General features: G+C 55.1%; 15 protein-coding genes and 2 pseudogenes. 9 read left to right on the top strand and 8 right to left on the bottom strand.

The window, feature by feature from the left end; all coding sequences use genetic code 11:
• The first annotated feature begins 31 nt into the window (after window positions 1–31).
• Complete coding sequence (gene ycaC / locus KGB23_RS22900; RefSeq protein WP_045061273.1) at window positions 32–658, top strand: isochorismate family cysteine hydrolase YcaC; 627 nt, start codon at window positions 32–34, stop codon at window positions 656–658.
• A gap of 266 nt (window positions 659–924) precedes the next feature.
• On the opposite strand, the pseudogene KGB23_RS22895 reads toward ycaC, so the two are convergent.
• Window positions 925–1,865, bottom strand: a pseudogene (locus tag KGB23_RS22895) (alpha/beta hydrolase).
• Between the two features lie 138 nt (window positions 1,866–2,003).
• Here KGB23_RS22895 and KGB23_RS22890 point away from each other — a divergent pair.
• The 8 genes from KGB23_RS22890 to KGB23_RS22855 all read left to right on the top strand — a co-directional run bounded on the left by KGB23_RS22890 (window position 2,004) and on the right by KGB23_RS22855 (window position 10,387).
• On the top strand, window positions 2,004–2,888 hold the full coding sequence (locus tag KGB23_RS22890; RefSeq protein WP_223432699.1) for a LysR family transcriptional regulator: 885 nt from the start codon (window positions 2,004–2,006) through the stop codon (window positions 2,886–2,888).
• Between the two features lie 182 nt (window positions 2,889–3,070).
• Entirely contained in the window at window positions 3,071–3,877 is an 807-nt protein-coding gene (locus KGB23_RS22885; RefSeq protein ID WP_223432698.1) for a class I SAM-dependent methyltransferase, read from the top strand.
• 77 nt (window positions 3,878–3,954) lie between these two features.
• The gene (locus KGB23_RS22880; protein WP_223432697.1) at window positions 3,955–4,623 is read left to right on the top strand and encodes an ABC transporter ATP-binding protein; all 669 of its coding nucleotides are present in this window, start codon (window positions 3,955–3,957) and stop codon (window positions 4,621–4,623) included.
• 1 nt (window position 4,624) lies between these two features.
• A complete protein-coding gene (locus tag KGB23_RS22875; RefSeq protein WP_223432724.1) occupies window positions 4,625–7,096 on the top strand; it encodes an FtsX-like permease family protein in 2,472 nt (823 codons plus the stop codon).
• Window positions 7,086–8,150: a lipocalin-like domain-containing protein gene (locus tag KGB23_RS22870; protein WP_223432696.1), complete on the top strand. Its 1,065-nt coding sequence runs from the start codon at window positions 7,086–7,088 to the stop codon at window positions 8,148–8,150. The genes KGB23_RS22875 and KGB23_RS22870 overlap by 11 nt, the downstream gene beginning before the upstream one ends.
• Before the next feature lie 125 nt (window positions 8,151–8,275).
• Window positions 8,276–8,518, top strand: a complete 243-nt coding sequence (locus KGB23_RS22865) for a hypothetical protein (RefSeq protein WP_223432695.1) — start codon at window positions 8,276–8,278, stop codon at window positions 8,516–8,518.
• A gap of 120 nt (window positions 8,519–8,638) precedes the next feature.
• On the top strand, window positions 8,639–9,217 hold the full coding sequence (locus KGB23_RS22860) for a hypothetical protein (RefSeq protein ID WP_223432694.1): 579 nt from the start codon (window positions 8,639–8,641) through the stop codon (window positions 9,215–9,217).
• A 357-nt stretch (window positions 9,218–9,574) separates the two neighbouring features.
• A complete protein-coding gene (locus KGB23_RS22855; protein ID WP_223432693.1) occupies window positions 9,575–10,387 on the top strand; it encodes a VanW family protein in 813 nt (270 codons plus the stop codon).
• 187 nt (window positions 10,388–10,574) lie between these two features.
• On the opposite strand, the gene KGB23_RS22850 is transcribed toward KGB23_RS22855, so the two are convergent.
• The 7 genes and pseudogenes from KGB23_RS22850 to KGB23_RS22820 all read right to left on the bottom strand — a co-directional run bounded on the left by KGB23_RS22850 (window position 10,575) and on the right by KGB23_RS22820 (window position 17,336).
• Entirely contained in the window at window positions 10,575–11,003 is a 429-nt protein-coding gene (locus KGB23_RS22850) for a hypothetical protein (protein ID WP_223432692.1), read from the bottom strand.
• 127 nt (window positions 11,004–11,130) lie between these two features.
• Window positions 11,131–11,394, bottom strand: a complete 264-nt coding sequence (locus KGB23_RS22845; protein ID WP_223432691.1) for a hypothetical protein — start codon at window positions 11,392–11,394, stop codon at window positions 11,131–11,133.
• A gap of 508 nt (window positions 11,395–11,902) precedes the next feature.
• Complete coding sequence (locus KGB23_RS22840) at window positions 11,903–12,268, bottom strand: immunity 22 family protein (protein WP_223432723.1); 366 nt, start codon at window positions 12,266–12,268, stop codon at window positions 11,903–11,905.
• A gap of 51 nt (window positions 12,269–12,319) precedes the next feature.
• Window positions 12,320–12,982: a hypothetical protein gene (locus KGB23_RS22835; protein ID WP_223432690.1), complete on the bottom strand. Its 663-nt coding sequence runs from the start codon at window positions 12,980–12,982 to the stop codon at window positions 12,320–12,322.
• Between the two features lie 12 nt (window positions 12,983–12,994).
• Window positions 12,995–14,182, bottom strand: a pseudogene (locus tag KGB23_RS22830) (RHS repeat-associated core domain-containing protein); the annotation flags it as partial.
• 647 nt (window positions 14,183–14,829) lie between these two features.
• Window positions 14,830–15,930 (bottom strand): DUF6708 domain-containing protein, encoded by a 1,101-nt coding sequence (locus KGB23_RS22825; RefSeq protein ID WP_317851629.1) that lies wholly within the window; start codon window positions 15,928–15,930, stop codon window positions 14,830–14,832.
• A gap of 311 nt (window positions 15,931–16,241) precedes the next feature.
• Complete coding sequence (locus KGB23_RS22820) at window positions 16,242–17,336, bottom strand: DUF6708 domain-containing protein (RefSeq protein WP_317851628.1); 1,095 nt, start codon at window positions 17,334–17,336, stop codon at window positions 16,242–16,244.
• Window positions 17,337–17,369 lie beyond the last annotated feature (33 nt).

Raw genomic sequence — 17,369 nt, 5'->3', positions numbered from 1 at the left:
TATGTAACACCCATCCACCGAGGAGTTTCACATGAGCAACGTTCCGTACAAACGCCTGAACAAAGATGACGCCGTTGTCCTGTTGGTCGACCACCAGACGGGCCTGATCTCGCTGGTTCAGGATTTCTCGCCGAACGAATTCAAGAACAACGTACTGGCCCTGGGCGATGTGGCCAAGTTCTTCAAGTTGCCGACCATCCTGACCACCAGCTTCGAAAACGGTCCGAACGGCCCGATGGTCCCCGAGTTGAAAGAGCAGTTCCCGGACGCGCCGTACATCCCGCGTCCAGGCCAGATCAACGCCTGGGATAACGAAGATTTCGTCAAAGCCGTTAAAGCCACTGGCCGCAAGCAACTGATCATCGCCGGTGTAGTCACCGACGTTTGCGTGACGTTCCCGACGCTGTCGGCGCTGGCTGAAGGGTTTGAAGTGTTCGTGGTGACCGATGCCTCGGGTACTTTCAACGAAACCGTGCAACAAGCAGCCTGGGCGCGCATGGCGGCGGCCGGTGCTCAACTGGTGAATTGGTTCTCGGTGGCCTGCGAGCTGCAGGGCGACTGGCGCAACGACATGGAAGGCCTGGCGAACCTGCTGTCACCGCGCATTCCGAACTACCGCAATTTGATGAACAGCTACTCGGTGCTGTCTTCGAAGTAAGTTTGCTATCGCACAAAAAAATGCCCGCGAATGCGCGGGCATTTTTGTGTCTGGCGAATGAGCTTTTTGTAGCAGCTGTCGAGCCCCAGCGAGGCTGCGTTCGGCTGCGAAGCAGTCGTGAAATCAGGCGATGCGGTTTTTCAGCAAGACCGCGTATACAGGTTTCACGCCTGCTTCGCAGCCGAACGCAGCCTCGCTGGGGCTCGACAGCTGCTACAAAGGCAGGCAGCCTCGCCACGCATTTCTGTGTGGCGAGGCGAGGGGGCTCAGTTCAGATGCGTCTTGAGTTCCAGTGCCGCCTGGCGAACCGCTGCTTTTACTTGCGGAATCTGGCTCAGTGGGTTGAGCAGACCGAAGTCGTGAATCATGCCGTTGTAGCGCACGGCCGTCACCGGCACCCCGGCCGTGTCGAGGTGGCGGGCATAGGCTTCGCCTTCGTCACGCAACACGTCGAACTCGGCGGTTTGCACCAGGGCCGCTGGCAAACCTTTGAGCTGTTCGGCGCTGGCTTGCAACGGCGAGGCATGGATCTGCGCACGCTCGGCTGTGTCGGTGGTGTAGCTGTCCCAGAACCAGTTCATCATGCCTTTTGTCAGGAAGTGGCCTTCAGCAAATTGCCGGTACGACCCGGTGTCGAACTGTGCGTTGGTCACTGGCCACATCAACAGCTGGAAGCGCAGCGTCGGAGTTTTCTGTTCCTTGGCCATCAAGGCCACGACCGCCGCCATATTGCCGCCGACGCTGTTGCCGGCCACGGCCAGGCGTTTGCCATCGACGCCGATGTCCTCGCCATGCTCGGCCACCCAACGGGTCGCGGCGTAAGCCTGGTTGATCGCAGTCGGGTAGTGCGCTTCCGGCGACGGCGTGTAATCGACATACACCGCGACAGCACCGGAGCCGACCACCAGGTCGTGGATCAGACGCTGGTGAGTCGGGTAATCGCCCAACACCCAGCCGCCACCGTGAAAGAACATGAACACCGGCAATTCACCTTTGACCTTGGCCGGCCGCACGATTTTCAGGTTGATGGTTTGCCCATCGACCTTGATCGCGCGGTCGTTGACGTCCACACCCGCCAGATCAACCTTCACTGAGTTTTGCGCGCCGGTCAGTACTGCACGGGCCTCTTTCGGGCTCAGTTGCTCAAGCGGCTTGCCACCGCCAGGGCGAGGAGGGACGCGGTCAGGGTTTTTTTCACGATGTTCATGGTTAATTCCTTTTTAATTGTGTGTTCGGTTTGGGGTTAGAAGCAGCGGCTGTCGCTGCAGCGTGGACACAGATTAATAAGGTGTCTAAAAAGGAAAAAGCGGCTATAAAATGTTTGACTGTCAACCAAGGCGTGACAATGAACCCATTCGAAGATATGCGTATTTTTTGCCAGGTCATGGACTCCGGCAGCTTCACCGCGGCGGCCGATCAATTGGGCCTGTCCAAGCAGTTCGTCAGCCGGCGCTTGATGCAACTCGAAGAGCGTCTGGGTGTGCGTCTGCTCAATCGCTCCACGCGGCGATTGGACGTCACGCCATTGGGGCAGAGTTATTACGAGTCAGCCTTGCGCCTGCTGGGTGAAGTCGAGCAAGTGGAGCAGGGCATCGCCGGCCAGACCACCGAGCCCCGCGGCACTATTCGTATCAGCGCGCCGTTGTCGTTTGCGGTGGCGCATTTGGGCTGTTTGCTGCCGGTGTTTTTGCAGCGTTATCGCGATGTCACGGTGGAGGTCGACCTCAGTGATCGGCCGGTGGATTTGCTCAGTGAGGGTTATGACCTGGCGCTGCGCATTGGCATTCTGGAGGACTCGACGCTGATCGCCCGACGCATCGCTTCCATCCAGCGGGTGTACTGCGCCAGCCCGGTTTACCTGGCCGAGCGCGGCACGCCGCTCAAACCCGAAGACTTGCACAGCCATGACTGCCTGCCTTACGGCCACGGGCGTCAAGTGCAATGGCGTTTCGAAGGGCAGGGCAAGCCGTTGGTGGTCAATGTCACCGGGCGGATGCGGGTCAACAATGGTGAATTGCTCAGGGACGCGGCGATTGCCGGCATGGGGATTACTTACTTGCCGACCTTCATTGTCGGTTCGGCGTTGAAGGACGGCAGGCTGGTGCCGGTGCTGGATGAATTGCGTCCGCAGCCGCTGACGTTATCGGCGGTGTATCCGCAGCACCGCCAGAGTTCACGGCCGGTGCAGGCGCTGATCGAGTTTTTGCGGGAGCGGCTGGACCAGGCTTAGGGTGGGTTGTAAGGAGGTCGGCCGTACCCCGTGGGGCATCGACTCCACAGACCTCACTACCGCGTCCCCTGAACGTGCTGACACCCCCGGGTTACAAGATTTGAACAAAGACTCAATAGGGTTTTTCAAAACCCTGATCTAGACTCGTGCCGGTCAATCAAGACCCCAGTCTGGAGCGCGCAATGGAAATGCCGACAAAAGAAAAAGCCATCGCCAGCAACCGCGATGCGTGGAATGACTCCGCCCGACACCACAAAGACACCCCCGAATGGCGGGACCGTTTGACGGCAGTTGGTGACAGGGATTTTTGCTGCATGGACGACACCCTCCGAGGTTTGCTGGAACAAGTGGGTGTCGACGGCAAAGACGTGGTGCAACTGGGCTGCAACAACGGCCGCGAAAGCCTTTCGTTGTTTGCGCTGGGTGCCCGCAGCGTTGTAGGCGTCGACCAGTCCGAGGCCTTCCTCGATCAGGCGCGGGAACTGGCGTCACGCTCGCCCCATGCGCCCGAGTTCATCGAGGCAGACATCCATCACTTGCCGACTGAACTTCATGGCCGCTTCGACGTGGCCCTGATCACTATCGGCGTGTTGAACTGGATGCCGGACATCGGCGAATTCTTCCGCCACGTCGCGCAAACCCTCAAGCCCGGTGGCAGCCTGGTGGTGTACGAAACCCATCCCTTCCTCGAAATGTTCGACCCCGAGTCAGCCGATCCGTATCGGCCGGAAAGTTCGTACTTTCGCAGCGAACCTTTCGTGCAGGACCAGCCGATCGTCTACGAAGGCAAAATCGACCAGCAGGCGGCTTCGTCCTACTGGTTCGTCCACACCCTGGGCGCCATCTTCACCGGCGCCATCGACGCCGGATTGCAGATCAGCCACTTCAAGGAGTACCCGCATTCCAACCGCGAGGAACTCTATGATCGGTATGAGCAGCAAACGGCGCAGTTGCCGTTGTGTTTTACGTGGGTGGCGGTGAAGCGATAGGTTCCAGGATCGGGACCAATTCGCGGTGCTGCTGCCGTCCGCTATCCTTGCTCCACGCACATCGAACGGTTTTCCCCATGCTTTCGGTCCAAGGCGTCTTCAAAAGCTACGCCACTCCCCAGGGCCCGCTGCCGGTTCTGCAAGGTGTCGACCTCACCTTGAAACCCGGCAGCAGCCTGGCGTTGATGGGGGAATCGGGCAGTGGCAAGAGCACTTTGCTGCACCTGATTGCCGGGCTGGACAAGGTCGATCGCGGCAGCATCCGCAGCGGCGAACATCGGCTGGAGCAGATGAGCGAAGGGCAACTGGCGAACTGGCGGCGGACCGAAATCGGCCTGGTGTTTCAGCAGTTCAACCTGATCGGCAGTTTGCGCGTGGAGGACAATCTGGCCTTTCAGGCGCGACTGGCGGGGCGCCATGATCCGCGCTGGCAGGCGCATCTGGTGCAACGTCTGGGCTTGGGTGATTTGCTGCAGCGTTATCCGGAACAACTGTCCGGCGGCCAGCAGCAACGGGTCGCGCTGGGCCGTGCCTTGGCGTCGCAGCCGAAACTGCTGCTGGCCGACGAACCCACCGGCAGCCTCGATGAAGCCACCAGCGATGAGGTCTTGAGGTTGTTGCTGGAGTTGCTCGACGACAGTCCCACCACCTTGTTGATGGTCACCCACAGCCCACGGGTTGCCGCGCGGCTGGCCGAAAAAGTGGTGCTCCACGGTGGCCGTCTGGCTGGCGCGGACGAGCGCTGAGGTGCAGGTCTTTCGCGAGACGCTGCGGGCGCTGCTCAGTCATTGGCGGCAGCATCCGGTGCAATTTTTCAGTGTGCTGACCGGACTCTGGCTCGCCACCAGCCTGCTGACCGGTGTGCAGGCCCTGAACAGCCAGGCGCGGGAAAGCTATGCCCGGGCCAGTCAGTTGATTGGCGGCGAACCCCAGGCCAGCCTCAGTTCACCCAGTGGCGCAACCTTCTCCCAACACGTGTTTGTCGACCTGCGCCGTGCGGGGTGGCCGGTGTCGCCGGTCCTGCAAGGTCGGGTGACGCTCAAGGGCCATGAAGACCAGCGCTTGCAGCTGATGGGGATCGAGCCGGTGTCGCTGCCCGCCGGTTCCTCAGTGGCCGGGCAGGCGTTGGCGATTGAGCAGGTTGTCGAGTTTTTCAGCCCGCCGGGCAGTACCTGGATTTCGCCGCAGACGTTGCAGGCACTGGGTCTGCCCGAAGGCGAACGCCCAGTGAGTGTGAGTGGTCAGGCATTGCCACCGCTGCATGCCCAACCCGATATGGCTCCCGGTGTGTTGTTGGTGGACATCGGCTTCGCCCAGCAGATTCTCGGCCTGCCGGATCAGCTGTCACGCCTGCTGCTGCCGAAGGATTTCACCGCGACCCTGCCTGATCAATTCAAGGGGCAACTGCAGCTCAAAACCCGCGGCGAAGAGAACAATTTGTCGCGCCTGACCGAAAGCTTTCACTTGAACCTCGATGCGCTGGGTTTTCTGTCATTCGTGGTCGGCCTGTTCATCGTCCACGCCGCGATCGGCCTGGCGCTAGAGCAACGCCGTGGCTTGCTCAGAACCCTGCGCGCCTGCGGTGTCAGTGCACGGATGCTGATTGCCTGTCTCGCGGTTGAATTGGGTGGTCTGGCGTTGATCGGCGGACTGCTCGGCGTCGCCAGCGGCTACCTGCTGGCCAGCGTGCTGTTGCCCGACGTCGCCGCCAGCCTGCGCGGGTTGTACGGCGCCGAAGTGGCGGGGCAGCTGAGCCTCAGTCCGTGGTGGTGGCTCAGTGGCGTCGGCCTGAGCCTGCTCGGTGCGTTGTTGGCGGGGGCCAACAGTTTGCTGCGGGCCGCGCACCTGCCTTTGCTGGCTCTGGCCGACCCGCAAGCCTGGCATCAGGCTCACGCGCGCTGGTTGCGGCGCCAGGGTTGGGTTGCCGTGATTGCTGCGGTGATCGCGCTGTTGGCGTTGATCTTTGGCGACAGCCTGAGCAGTGGCTTCGTATTGATGGCGGCACTGTTGATCGGCGCTGCGCTGGCATTGCCGGTGGTGCTCAACTGGGTGTTGAACCTGGTGCTGCATCGCAGTCGTTCGGTGCTTGGCCAATGGTTTCTCGCCGATTGCCGTCAGCAACTGCCGGCCCTGAGCCTGGCGCTGATGGCGCTGTTGTTGGCACTGGCGGCGAACATTGGAGCGGGCAGCATGACGGCCGGTTTTCGTCAGACCTTCAGCGATTGGCTCGAACAACGCCTGACCGCCGAACTGTACGTTAATCCGCGCAATCCGGCCCAGGCCAGAGAGCTGCAAACCTGGCTCAAGCAGCAACCCGGACTCACGGCAGTGCTGCCCAACTGGCAAGTGTCGATCCAGTTGCAAGGCTGGCCGGCGGACGTCTTCGGCGTAATTGATCACCCGACGTATCGCCAGCATTGGCCGCTGCTGGAAGCCTTGGGCGACAACCCTTGGGACCGACTGGCCAAGGACGACGCACTGATGCTCAGCGAACAATTGGCCCGTCGGCTGAAGGTGCGCCTTGGCGATCACCTGACGATTGCCACACCCAATGGCGCCTGGTCGCCACGGATCGTCGGCATCTACGCCGACTACGGCAATCCCAAGGGCCACATTCTGGTCAACGTCAACCATCTGCTGCGCGGCTGGCCGCAGCTGACACCCAGCCGTTTCAACCTGCGCATTGACCCGACGTTGATCCCTGGTTTCCTGACCGCGCTGCAAACCCGCTTCACGCTGGAGGACAGCCGCATCGTCGACCAGGCCCGGCTCAAGGGGTGGTCCACGCAAGTGTTCGAACGCACCTTTGCCGCGACCGCCGCGCTCAACAGCCTGACCCTCTGTGTGGCGGGCGTGGCGCTGTTCATCAGCCTGTTGACCCAAAGCCAGAGCCGTCTCGGGCAACTCGCCCCCCTGTGGGCGCTCGGCGTGACTCGCCGGCAACTGATGCTGCTCAATCTCGGCCAGACCTGGTTGCTGGCGGTGCTGACCCTGGTGCTGGCATTGCCGTTGGGGATCGCGTTGGCGTGGTGCCTGGACACGGTAATCAACGTCCAGGCCTTCGGTTGGCGCTTGCCGCTGCGGGTGTTCCCGCTGCAACTGTTGCAGTTGATGGGGCTGGCGCTGTTGGCGACTTTACTGGCGTCGGCGTGGCCGCTGTATTCGCTGTACCGCACGCAACCGGCGGATCTGCTGAGGACGTTTGCTCGTGAAGATTAAGGTCGGCGTGTTGCTATTGGTGTTATTGAGCGGGTGCGATAACTCGGCGCCTGTTGAGAAAGGCTTCGCGGGGCTGGGGCATCAGGCCGCCGCGTTTACGCCGGTGGTGCCTGGTCGGGTGTTCAGCTTTCCGGCGGATCACGGTCCTCATGACGGTTTTCGCATCGAATGGTGGTACGTCACCGCCAACCTCAAGGACGATCAGGGACGCGAGTTCGGCGCGCAGTGGACATTGTTTCGCAGCGCCTTGAAAGCGACGCCCGAAGTGGCAGGCTGGGGTAATCAAATTATCTGGCTTGGCCACGCGGCCGTGACATCGGCGACAGTGCATCACGCCGCCGAGCGTTACGCCCGTGGGGGCGTTGGTCAGGCTGGCGTGAGTCTCGCGCCGTTCAACGCGTGGATCGATGATTGGCGTTTCAGCAGTCAGGGCTCCGACCCTATGGCGGAGCTTCAACTCAGCGCCCGGGACAAGGATTTTGGCTATCGACTGCGGCTGACCTCCACACGTCCCTTGGTGCTTCAGGGCGACAAAGGCTTCAGTCAGAAATCCGAACAGGGGCAGGCGTCGTACTACTACAGTCAGCCGTTTTTTCAGGCCAGCGGCACGCTGGAAATCGATGGCAAAAAGTATCAAGTCAGCGGCCCGGCCTGGCTCGACCGGGAATGGAGCAGCCAACCGCTGACCGCCAACCAGACCGGCTGGGACTGGTTTTCCCTGCACCTGGACAGCGGCGAGCAGGTGATGCTCTACCGCATGCGACAGAAGGACGGCGCGCCATACCTCACCGGCACCTGGATCGACGCTCAGGGTCAGACGCAGCAATTGCACGCCGCCGACATCAGCCTCACCCCGCAAGACACTGCCAAAGTGGCCGGGCGTTCGATGCCGGTGCGCTGGTCGATCAAAATCCCCGACAAACACCTCGACATCTCGATCAGCGCGCTCAACCCCAATGCGTGGATGGCTTTGCGCATTCCTTATTGGGAAGGGCCGGTGCAATTGAGCGGCAGCCATGGCGGGCAGGGTTATCTGGAAATGACCGGGTATTAAGGCACCTCTGTAGGAGCTGGCGAAGCCTGCGATCTTTTGACGTTGATCCTGATCTCCCCGAATTCCCGCCGGAACTCCTCGCGAAGCCCAACCCTCTACCGTGAGAGCCCCGCAGGAGTCCACACATGAGCGACGACCTAAAACCACCAGATCTTGCCTCGTGGCAGCGCCTGTTCGAAGACAAGGCCTACTGGCAACAATCCCCCGACGCCCATTACGCCGAACTGCTGAGAGTGGCAGACGACTTGCTGGGGCAGGGCGCCATCGACCTGGAACAATGGCAAGCCTTGAAGGCCAAGGCCGATCAATCCCATAAAAATTCGCCTGCCGTGAACGTCGCCCAGGAGGTTGACGATCCCGAGGCTTGAGGAGTTCTCCAAGAAATTGCGAACACTCCCGGATCAGCGTCTATGCTCATCTGCGCAGAGGGCGCTGGACGGTGGTTCAGCGATCGTTGCTGCCTACAACTCACAGGGAATGTACCGCTTATGAAACTTCACGCACTGACCAAAGCCATCACCCTTGCGACCCTGCTGTCTGCCGCCAGCCTTAGCGCCATGGCTGCGGACATCCCGCTGTCTGCCGTGGTGGAGGCGGATCAGGTCACCACCAAAGTTGTCTCGGTCGATGCTGCCAATCACCGGGTCGTCTTGGAGGGGCCGGAAGGTCGCCAGGTCCATGTGCAATTGACCGACAAGGCCAAAAACCTCGGCAACTTGAAAGTCGGCGACCAAGTCGACGTCACGGTTACCAGCTCTGTCGCCGCCTACCTCGACACCGATGTCGACAAAGGCCTGCCAGGCACCGTCGAACGCGCTGGCGAAGTCCGCGCAGCCCCCGGCAGCGACAACCCGGGCGGCGAAGCCTACCGTCAGGTGCAGGTCCAACTGAAAATCACCAAAATCGACGTGAAGAAAAACCAGGTAACCTTCGAAAACCCCGCCGGTCAGTCCAAGACTGTTGACGTCGTAAGACCCGAAGTTCAAGCGAAATTGAAAGACCTGAAAGTTGGACAGAGTGTCGTTGTCACCTATACCGACATATTGACAGTGACCAGCAAGCACTGAAGTTGAGTATTAGCTCTATATGATGATTGTTCTTGTACAATTTTTCTGTATAAGAACAATCAGTTTTAATGGTCTAACTGGTGAGTTTGCTGGTCTGTAAAATAGTATTTGGGCCGACATTTAATCGAAAGTTGTTTCGATAAATTTCATGTTCATACACGCGGACATATTCGAGAACTTCAATTAAAATACTTCCCGTTCGCCCAGTGTCAGGGCTCTTTACCGGTGCATGGATTGCCAGGCCATTACACTGGGCGAACACCTTATCGACGTGCGATACACACCTGAAGCAATACGTTAAGATTCGCGGCATTTTGCAGAGCAAGGAAGAAAACGGCTGCCGCCGTTCTGACACGGATGAAACCACTCTCCCTCTACCACCCGGCGCTCTACTGGCTTCGCGTGTGGCAAAAAAGACTGTTCCGGCAATTGGCCTGGCGCTTCTCCCGCAAGCAATACGCTGTTTCGCTGAACACCGTCTCCCGACTGCCATTCCGCTATCTCAAGCACACCTCCAAACTGATCCGCAAACTCGGCAACTCCGATCTTGCCCTGCAACACAACAAAGTCATCAACCTGAAACTGGCCGTCGCTTCGATGAATGGCGTCGTCATCGGCCCTAGCGAGTACTTTTCATTCTGCCGCCTCGTGGGTCGGCCCACCCGCAAACGCGGTTATGTCGAAGGCATGGAGCTGTCATTTGGTGAAGCCCGCAGCGGCATCGGCGGCGGGATCTGCCAACTGAGCAACCTGATTCACTGGATGGCGATTCACTCGCCATTGGTCGTGGTTGAGCGGTCGAACCACAGCTTCGATCCCTTTCCTGACGAAGGGCGGGTACTGCCATTCGGCTCCGGGGCCGCGATCTTTTACAACTACATTGACCTGGTGCTGCATAACCCGACCGATCGCCATTTTCAGTTGAAACTCAATGTCGCCGAGCATCAGTTGGAAGGGGAGTTGTTGTGCGATCAGGTGAGAGAGTTTCGGTATCACGTTTATCAACTTGGGCATCGTTTTGTGCGAGACGGTGGGCGGGTTTTTCGCGAGAACGAGATATGGCGGGAGGTCAGAAGCAAGGGGCAGGAGAGTCAGGTGTTGAAGAGTGAGCGGCTATATAAGAATCGGGTGGTGGTTAAGTATGAGGTTGAGGAAAGTTTGCTGACATGAAGTGCATAAAAAAAACGGGTGATCGTTAGATCGCCCTTTTTTTTGGGGCGTCGGTTGGATAATTTTTCATGGTGAAGCTCTTGAATCAACGGAACCGCAAAGCGGCTTTTGCATGACTTGATCGTATTCGGTCTGTCAAAACTGCTCGCTGAGATTGCAGCGGCAGTATTGCAACAATATTGACGGTTCAGTTCCTGAAATAAAGCTCATCCAGTTGTCGTCTCCGAATCAGCAGGTATTCCTCCCAGACCTTGGGGAAATCCTCATCCTTGGTGAATGGGAACGTCAGATAAATATGCTTGCCTGTCACGCTTATGTACTGGCGCGCGCGTTTGAAGGCAGGTTGTTCGTACATCGAAATGCTTTCATCGTAACCGTCGTGGCGGTGAGAGATCGTTACCCGATGTGGAGCGATCATGCCTCGCGCAAAGTCAATCACCCAGCCGTGATCCAGTCCCGTGGTCAAATAACCGTAAACGCCGTCGCTTGAAAGGCGGATACACGATTTGGCCTGAGAGCCGTCGTCGTCATTCACGACGACGATCTTGTCTTTGAAGTATTGGACGCTTTTTTGATTCGGTCCTTGCAAAACCAGATTCCAGCCTTCGGCTGACATGCTGAATTCTCCTTGGCTTTCGAATTCGGCTATCCAGCCGTTTGAAAGGGTGATTCTATGTTTGTTCACAGGGTGTCCTAATCGTTGAATATCCCAAGCCGTTAGGTGTAAATATCATTTCAGGCTTTTATGTGGCCACTCCACGATCTATCCCTGGTTTAAAAATGAGCAACTCGTCTAACTCGCGATTCCTGCAGCGCTTAACAAATTCCAGCGCGGCGGTTGCGTTGGCCAAGTACAAGTCATAAGTAGCTCTATCAATCTGATAGTACTCATCGTAGTCCATCATGCGATTGCTCACGGGTATCGAAACGTAAGGTTTTCCTGATACCTCTTCGATGCCGATCGTAAAGCGCTCGCCTGTATTGATTTGTGTGTCGTTGAATATCATTTTTTAAATAATCCAATGGGTGTCCATTTTTGGTCCGCTGAGCTCCTCCGTCACCATGTTTTCCTAGTCGTGGTACTCGGCATAACTCGTTAAATACTTACCAGCCAAGTCTCGCACTGTTGCAGCTTTTCGTAATCGTTCATCGCGTGAGATATTTTCTTGTCGATCTCTTTGAGTTTACTTGGTTGGTTTTCTTGATAGAGCATTAACCAACCGTCTCTGCCGTCGTGTTCTATCATGTATTTTCTTTGGTCTTTTCTGACGTTTAGTGACCAGGAAGAAAAAAATCTGGATGATCCGAAAATACCATTACCGTACAGCCGCAACGACCCGCCATGTCATATAAACCGGATTGCTTCATTCGTGACCTCCTAGATGTGCATCAAATGGACCTAAAAGGGAATTTATTTTCGATCTTAACCAAAAGGGGACAGATTTATTTTCGTGATTGCGTGGAATATAAATCTGTCCCGTTTTTTTGCGTTCTTATTCTCTATTCTCTGAGAATTTAGTCTTGGTATTCAAAACTTCCTCGGTATGTAAAGAGATTATTTCTGATTTTAGTGTTTTTGGGGATTCCCGAGAACGAGTAGTCGTAGATTGCAACTATGGTGTCTATAGGCACTTCGGTCAGAGGGGTGTTTTTATTTTTCATGTCAGACGCGATGTCAAGGTCGTATGAGCACCCGTCAATTGCATCAATTAGAGAATTTGTTGGCTCGATTTTATCTGCTTCGACAGTGTCATCGTCAATAAAACCTAGTGAGAAAGCCTTGCTGAACTCAGAGCCAAGAAAGTCTTCGTCGTCAGAATACTCTGGGCTCATCACATCTCGAAGCGTAGACGGTTCCCAATCGGTGTTCGCCGTCCAAATGGAAACGATTTTGTTCGAGCCAATTTTTCTTTTCTTCTTAATTATTTTGGCTTAGTCGCATTGAGTAATAATATATACGTTGTTGTCAAAAGCCTTTGATGGCTGGCCGAAAAAGTACGATTCATTTTGATTGAAGAAGAAGTAATTTCTTTTTTTTCTGTCTTTTTCTCCGCCAAATATATTCATTTCTTTTTGTGGTGGGGCTGCGTCTGTAATGTCAAAAGTCTGGTCGCGTTTTACTTGGAGTAGAAAATCGAGACTTTCACCTTCGTAAGTGGACGGAGCTTCGTCTTCAAGTATCCATTTTGGAGGTAGACCAGCCCAGCCAAAGATTTCTCCATTTTCTTGGGTGGAAAACTCTAGATGTTGAAGTTTTATGCGAGAGGTTGTATTTAATGTTTGTCCTGTTTCTGTTCTAAATAAATATGTTTTGAAAAGCTTTTGATATGTTCTTAAAAAGCCGTTTGGAATAATTGCATTCTTCAGGTCCGTACTCAGCATTTCAGGTATCGTGAAATTTTCATCGAATTCATCTGTAGCACTGAAAAAACTTAACGTGTAGCCGCTGATCGCGTGCGTGGCAGGGAACTCAATGGTAAAGAAAAAAGTTAGTGGTACGTCGCTTTTACTTTTCGGCGCATCGACTCCTGATGGAAGTACAGGATTACCACCAATGTACGAGTTTGTTTTGATATCTGTTTTGACTATAAACATTGGTAGTGTCCTTCAGTTGTCAAATTCTTTGGTGAGTTTTGTGCCGTCTGAGAATTTAATTTTATAGATCAATTTGTACGGGCGAGTATCTTGCCCTTCATAAACTGCAGTCAAGCGGGCACTAGCGCTGACGTCATTTTCAGTTATATGTTCTGCAACACCTTTTTCGAACACTCTAAATTGTCCCCGGTTTACTGAGGGCGCTTGAGGGAAAATGTTGTCCAGCACAGTCCCTGGTCCACCTAGCTTGTTCCCTCTCGCATGTCCTGCGTCATCAGTTGCGTTCCCAAGCTCTCTTGCATGATCCCGAGCGGCCTGATTCGTCGCGCTACCCGTTCCTATGTCATCCGGAGTGACATCAAACTCCCAGTCTGTGATTCTGCCTTGTGCATCTCGAGTGACTTTGGGGCAATTTCCAACTCCGCAGGCCAACCCCAACGGATCCACCCACCCCGTAGGGTTAGGCACGTACTGGTAGTTGTTCAACCCACCCGCAAGCTTGATCGGATCCGGCGTCAAATACCGCCCAGTGCCCGGATTGTAGTAGCGATGCCTGTTGTAATGTAAGCCCGTTTCCGCATCGAAGTACTGACCCTGGAAGCGCAGCGGGTTATCAATTTCCGCAATGTCGAGGGTGGCGAGGTTACCGTAGGCGCGGTATTTCGCCGACCACATGATCTCGCCGCTGTAGTCGGTGAGTTCCTGCGGGGTGCCGAGGTGGTCGAGTTGGTAGTAGAACGGCTCGGCTTTTAGCGGGCCTTCACCATCGAGCATCGCCAAGGGGCGGAAGGTGCCCGGCTCGTAGATGTAGCTGCGATAGCGGTTGTCCGCGCTTTCGGCGATGAGGCGTTCGCCTTGCCACAGGAATTCCGTGGTTTGACCATCGACGGTTTTGGCGATTCGACGGCCGAAGGCGTCGTACTTGTAGCTTGCGACGCTACCGCCGGGAAGGCTGACCCCGATGAGACGGTGTTGGCAATCGTAACGGTACTCGGTGACAAGTTTTTGCCCCGTGCCGCGGCGTTCGCGGATCTGGTTGCCGTAGGCGTCGTAGTCGTAATGACGGTCGCCCTGCATTAGCAGGCGGTTGCCTTTTACGTTGGCCAGGTTCGTGGTTGCCTAGTCGCCTTGGCCGAGGAGGTTGCCTGCCGGATCGTGGGCGAAGCTTTCCGGGGTGGTGCCACGAACATTGAGGATACGGCCAGACTCAGACTGCCGCTTGGCACCACGGACCACAAGACATCGCCGCGGGCACTATCACGCAAACCGATCATTAGCTTGTATTCGGGCATCACCGCATATTGAGTAATGAGCCGGCCAGCGGATACACATGCGATTGCCTCCTCCCAAGGAATATAGCGTGGTGCGGCACCTTTTTTAGGTACGAACACAACCTCACGGCGTTGTCGGTTAAAGCGGATAGGAGGGTGAATAGTGATCTGACGGACGGCATAGCAAAAAATACAACGTATACGGCGGTAAGACACCAGATGAATCCTTGGACAAAGGCGTTTGTAAAAAAATCTATCCAACTAGTCCAAAAAGGTTGCACGTCTCTTCTCAGCCACGAACCAAAGCCGGATACAAAAAGGAAGAAGAGGGTGATGAACATTACCGAGCCGATGCCTGCACGAGCCATGAACTCAAAATTTGCGCGCCCGACAGCGAAGTCTAGATAAACGTCGTTGGTATCTCTATGTAATTGGCGGGCACTGAATGGCGGCATACCTGTAGGGACTGGCTTCGGTGACAGGTAAACAGTCTCTACACCGGACCTGATTTCAGAGTCTCCGGCATGGGGTAGTCGATTGTATTTATGCCTCGTGGACACGGCTAATCAGCTCCGTTCAATCATTTGTTGATTCTTCTGCCTTGGTTTCGTTTAGGTTGGCCTTAAAGTACGTCATGAAATCCTGTCCTTGAGAAAAGGCTTTTTCGATCTTCATGCTTTGCTCATTCAAAGCTGAGCTCGGTTTGGCCCATTGCTCAGACGGTAAAGGTTTGGACCACTCAGCAATAGATGCAGGTAGAGATTTCATGCTGAAACGGTGATCCCATTCTGCTACCCAGTACGGAAATCGCCACAAAGTGATTACATGAGAAAAATACCACCAGCCAACGCTCAGAGCGGAACGCTCGTTGTGTTGGTACCCCTCTAGCATATCTGCCCGCTCTTTATCGAAAGTATGGCGACCCTCGTAAGGTGCTTTATCTGGGCAGTATTGCGTTCCCTTTTCCATGTAAACGCGAATTGCTTCCCACTTACCCAAGCCATGAGTTGGGGTCATTACACCTTGGTTTACAAAGTGCACGGTATCGGCTTTCAGGTCGTCGAAAGCCATGCCGAATGTATAAGTGCTCATGACGCCTACTCCGGTAACACCGGTGCTGACCGAGAGCCAGGACACCATCCCTTCCCAAGGCTGAATCACAGGCTCATCAGATCCGTCCGCAAAAAAGCAGACCTCACGCCGTTGCCTATTGAAGCGAATAGGACGGCTTTGAGATTTTTTTCGTGTCGTGCTTACAACGACGTACAAACCAAGGGCCGCGAATGCTGTTCCCCCCCATCCGGAAATATATAAACCCGACTCAAAGAATTCGCTGAAGTACCAAGAGAAATCACGGCCAAATGGATTGTTGAAGGTCGAAAAACCCATGATAGTAGGTAAAATAAATAGGCAGGAAATTATAAAGCCCATACAAAGGCCGATCATCGCTCTTGCCTGAAATGCCTTGCCAAAGTTGCTGCTACCTACATCGAGATAGGTTTCATTGACCTCGATGAAGCTACCCCCCAGATCCATTGGAGTGCTACCCGTAGGTACGGGAAGTGGAGAAAAGAAAACAGCCTCTCCAGTCGCAAAACTACGAGTTTCACCGGATGCAGGTCTTTTTTTGCTCAGTCCAAGCATATCGTCGCGAGGTGATTGGTTCTGTAAAGGCATCAAATTTCACCGAGGCGTTGGGTGGAGCCAGGCACGTTGAGAAGATCAGTAGTCACGAGCAATGATGGCGTACTGGCATTGCGGACGCGTAGCGCGGGAATAGAAGGAATCGTTTTTTCTTTCCCTGAAAAGCAACAAAAGGGGACACCCATTAGCCGGTCCCAACTCAAGGCTAATGGGCGTCCCCTTTTCCTTTGGTGGCAAAACGACGAGTTTCACCAACGATAGGGCGCTGCTGTTGTATATCGAACTTGTCTTACTGCGGAGAGGTTGGTGTCATGCAGAAAGCCATAAAGTTTGTTCAGTTCTATTCAATTATTTGTTGATTCTTCTGCCTTGGTTTCGTTTAGGTTGGCCTTAAAGTACGTCATGAAATCCTGTCCTTGAGTAAAGGCTTTTTCGATCTTCATGCTTTGCTCTTTCAGAGCGGCGCTTGGTTTGGCCCATTGTTCCGAAGGTAAAGGTTTGGACCACTCAGCAATGGATTCAGGTAGAGATTTCATGCTGAAACGGTAGTCCCATTCCGCTACCGAGTACGGAAAACGCCACCAAGTGATCAGGTGTGTCAGGTACCACCAACCAACTCCTAAAGCGGAACGTTCGTTGTGCTTGTATTCCTCGTGCATGTCCTGTCGTTCTTGATCGAAAGTGTGGCGACCCTCGTATGGTGCTTTACCAGGGCAAAACTCCGGTCCTTTTTCCATGTAGGCACGTATGGCTTCCCATTTGCCTAGTCCATGAACAGGAGTCATGACCTCCTGTGTAAGAAAGTGCACCGTATCGGCCTTGGGATTATCTATGGCCATGCCAAAGGTGTAGCTACTGATTACGCCTACTCCGGTGAATCCTGTGCTGACTGAGATCCACGCAACCGTGTCTTCCCAAGGCTGGATCACGGGTTCGTCGGAGCCCTTCGGGAAGTAACAGACCTCTCGGCGTTGACGGTTAAATCGGATGGGTCGGGCGCGGGCTTTGCTTCTTGTGGTGCTGATAATCGCGTACAGGCCAAGCAGCGCTGCTCCCCCTCCACACCAGAGCGCTAGTGATATTCCGAACTCAAAAAAATCGTTGAAGTAAAACCAAAAGCTTCTGCCGAATGGATTTATGAATGCTGCGAAGCCCATCAAGGTTGGGAGAACAAATAGACAAACGATAACTACGACTGTAGGGAGTGATACAGCTAATCGTGCTTGGAAAGACTTGGTGAGATTGCTGCTACCCAAGTCCAGATAGGTGTCGTTGACGTCAACAAAACTTCCGCCGAGATCCATTGGAATCTGTCCGGTAGGAACAGGTAGAGGTGAGAGGAACAACACTTCGCTAGTGGGAAAACGACGAGTTTCCCCGGCGACGGGGCGCTGCTGTCGAATATCGAACTCGTCGTACTGCGGAGAGGTAGGTATCATGCAGAATAACCATTAAGTGCATCTCCGGCATGA

The sequence above is a fragment of the Pseudomonas sp. GL-B-26 genome, from assembly GCF_019947405.1.
Lineage (GTDB): Bacteria > Pseudomonadota > Gammaproteobacteria > Pseudomonadales > Pseudomonadaceae > Aquipseudomonas.
This window is presented reverse-complemented; position numbering and strand designations above follow the sequence as displayed.

Coding starts and splice junctions, on each gene's coding strand:
- ycaC (WP_045061273.1), top strand. CDS start 32: ATGAGCAACGTTCCGTACAAACGCCTGAACAAAGATGACGCCGTTGTC.
- KGB23_RS22890 (WP_223432699.1), top strand. CDS start 2,004: ATGAACCCATTCGAAGATATGCGTATTTTTTGCCAGGTCATGGACTCC.
- KGB23_RS22885 (WP_223432698.1), top strand. CDS start 3,071: ATGGAAATGCCGACAAAAGAAAAAGCCATCGCCAGCAACCGCGATGCG.
- KGB23_RS22880 (WP_223432697.1), top strand. CDS start 3,955: ATGCTTTCGGTCCAAGGCGTCTTCAAAAGCTACGCCACTCCCCAGGGC.
- KGB23_RS22865 (WP_223432695.1), top strand. CDS start 8,276: ATGAGCGACGACCTAAAACCACCAGATCTTGCCTCGTGGCAGCGCCTG.
- KGB23_RS22860 (WP_223432694.1), top strand. CDS start 8,639: ATGAAACTTCACGCACTGACCAAAGCCATCACCCTTGCGACCCTGCTG.
- KGB23_RS22855 (WP_223432693.1), top strand. CDS start 9,575: ATGAAACCACTCTCCCTCTACCACCCGGCGCTCTACTGGCTTCGCGTG.
- KGB23_RS22850 (WP_223432692.1), bottom strand. CDS start 11,003: ATGTCAGCCGAAGGCTGGAATCTGGTTTTGCAAGGACCGAATCAAAAA.
- KGB23_RS22845 (WP_223432691.1), bottom strand. CDS start 11,394: ATGATATTCAACGACACACAAATCAATACAGGCGAGCGCTTTACGATC.
- KGB23_RS22835 (WP_223432690.1), bottom strand. CDS start 12,982: ATGTTTATAGTCAAAACAGATATCAAAACAAACTCGTACATTGGTGGT.
- KGB23_RS22825 (WP_317851629.1), bottom strand. CDS start 15,930: ATGCCTTTACAGAACCAATCACCTCGCGACGATATGCTTGGACTGAGC.
- KGB23_RS22820 (WP_317851628.1), bottom strand. CDS start 17,336: ATGATACCTACCTCTCCGCAGTACGACGAGTTCGATATTCGACAGCAG.